Genomic DNA, 2,798 nt, shown 5'->3' on the forward strand with positions numbered 1-2,798 from the left:
CTCAACCAGGACACCGCACCCACCCTCGCCGCCCTGCCCACACCCCAGATCAGCTTCAACTACCTCGGCCGCTTCGACGTGGTCGACGAGCATGCGGCGACCTCGGACTGGGAGCTGTCCGCCAACACGGACACGGGCAACGGCAGGGACCCGAACGGCAGGTTGACGCACACCCTGGAGCTGAGCGCCCTCACAGCCGACACCACAGACGGTGGTCCGTTCCTGGTGGCGGCCTGGACCTGGCCGCAGGAGCTGCTTTCCGAGGCCGATGTCCGGGACCTGGCCGAGATGTGGTTCCGCGCTCTGCGGGCGATCGTCGCCCACGCCGGGGGGCCGGGCGCCGGCGGACACAGCCCGTCCGACTTCCCCCTCGTCGCGCTGACGCAGGACGAGATCGACGGCCTGGCGGCGAAGCAGCCGGAGCCGGCGGACGTCCTTCCGCTGGCGCCCCTGCAGCAGGGCCTGCTCTTCCACGCCCTGTACGACGAGGAGGGCTCCGACGTCTACTCCGTGCAGATGGCCTTCGACTTCGAAGGCGACCTGGACGTCAAGGCCATGAAGCAGGCGGCCGCCACGCTGCTCGCACGCCACGACAACCTGCGGGCCGGCTTCCACTCCCGTGAGAACGGCGATCCGGTCCAGGTGGTCTCCCGCCGGGTGGACGTGCCGTGGACCGAGGTGGACCTCAGCGGCCTGCCGGAGGCGGAACGGCGACAGGAGCTGGACCGCCTGGCGGCGGAGGACCGCGTCCGCCGCTTCGACCTGACCCGACCCCCGCTGATCCGCTTCACCCTCTTCACCGAGGCACCGGACCGTCACCGCCTTCTGGTGACCAACCACCACATCCTGCTGGACGGCTGGTCGACACCGATCCTGGTGGACGAGCTGTTCGCGCTCTACGGAGCGAGCGGGGACGACTCCGCTCTCGCCCGCGTGACCCCGTACCGCGACTACCTCGCCTGGCTCACCGAGCAGGACAGCACGGAGGCGGAGGCCGCCTGGGCCCGTGAGTTCGACGGCCTGGAGGAGCCGACCCTGCTGGGCGGCCGCGCCCAGGGCCAAGGGGCCGTGCTCCCGGAGCGGGCAGTGGTCGAGCTGGACCAGGACGAAACGGCGAAGCTGCTCGCGCAGGCCCGCCGGCTCGGCGTCACGTCCAACACCCTCGTGCAGTCGGCATGGGCCCTGCTCCTCGGCCACCTGACGGGACGGGACGACGTCGTCTTCGGCGCCACCGTCTCCGGCCGCCCCGCGGACATCCCCGGCATCGAGTCCATGGTCGGCCTGTTCATCAACACCCTGCCCGTCCGGGTCACGCTCGACCCCGACGAGAGCACGGGCGCCCTCGTCGAGCGCATCCAGCGACGGCAGACCGACCTGCTGCCGCACCACCACATCGGCCTCAACGACGTCCAGCGGCTCACCGGGCACAACGAACTCTTCGACACCCTCGTGGTGTTCGAGAACTACCCGATCGACGACGACGCGCTGGAGGAGAACAACAAGGGACTGAACATCGTCTCCGGAACCAGCCGGGACGCCACGCACTACCCGCTCAGCCTGATCGCTTCCCAGGACGACCTCTCGTTCCACCTTCGCCTGGACTACCGCCCCGACGTATTCGACGCCGGGCAGGTGGCCACCATCGGGGAGCAGCTCCGCCTTCTGCTGCGCGCGCTGGCGGAAGAGACCGAGCAGCCCGTGGGCCGGCTGGAGCTCCTGCCCGCGGCCGAGCGCTCTCGTGTGCTGGGTGAGTGGAACGCCACGGACCGTGAGGTCGTTCCCGGCACGTTGCCGGGGGTGTTCGAGGCCCAGGTGGCCCGGACGCCGGACGCGGTCGCGGTGGTCTTCGAAGGACACTCGCTGACCTACGCCGAGCTCAATGCCCGTGCGAACCGGCTCGCTCACGAGCTGATCGCTCGTGGTGTCGCTGCGGGTGATTTCGTGGCGGTGGCCGCACCGCGTTCGCTGGAGCTGGTGATCGCGCTGTACGCGGTGCTCAAGGCCGGTGCCGCGTACGTTCCCGTGGATCCGGACTACCCGGCGGAGCGCATCGGCTGGATCCTGGAGGATGCCGGGCCGGCGCTGGTGTTGACCACGAGCGATGTCGCCGGGCGCCTGCCGGACGGGGGCGTCGAGCGTCTGCTGCTGGACGGTGCGGAAGGCCGGGCGGCGAACCGGCCCGGGACCGCTCCCGGGCGTGTGCTGCCCGTCAACGCCCCGGCCTATGTGATCTTCACGTCGGGTTCGACCGGCCGTCCGAAGGGTGTTGTGGTCGGGCACGAGGGCATCCACAACCGTCTGGAATGGATGCAGGCCCAGTACGCACTGGACGCGTCCGACCGGGTTCTGCAGAAGACCCCGTCCGGCTTCGACGTCTCGGTGTGGGAGTTCTTCTGGCCCCTGCGCACCGGCGCGACCATGGTCCTGGCCAAGCCCGAAGGCCACAAGGACCCGGCCTACCTCGCCCGTCTGATCCAGGACGCGGGCATCACGACGGTTCACTTCGTGCCGTCGATGCTGCAGGCGTTCCTCGCCGAGCCCACCGCCGCTGCCTGCACCGGGCTGCGTCATGTCGTCTGCTCCGGCGAAGCCCTGCCGGCCGATGCCGTCCAGCGGTTCCACGGCCTGCTGCCGGGAGTGGGGCTGCACAACCTCTACGGCCCCACCGAAGCCTCCGTCGACGTCACCGCCCACACCACCACCCCCACCTCCCACGCCACGACCGTGCCGATCGGGCAGCCGGTGTGGAACACCCGCACCTACGTCCTCGACGCAGCCCTGCGTCCCGCGCCCGTCGG

The 2,798-nt window shown here is 70.5% G+C and carries 1 protein-coding gene; it reads left to right on the plus strand.

The genetic code is table 11. From position 1 onward, the window contains the following. Positions 1-2,798: condensation domain-containing protein (locus IE182_RS31450; protein ID WP_190113409.1), on the plus strand; the 2,798-nt coding region annotated here is incomplete at both ends.

The organism is Streptomyces cinnamoneus, assembly GCF_014650495.1.
GTDB lineage: Bacteria > Actinomycetota > Actinomycetes > Streptomycetales > Streptomycetaceae > Streptomyces > Streptomyces cinnamoneus.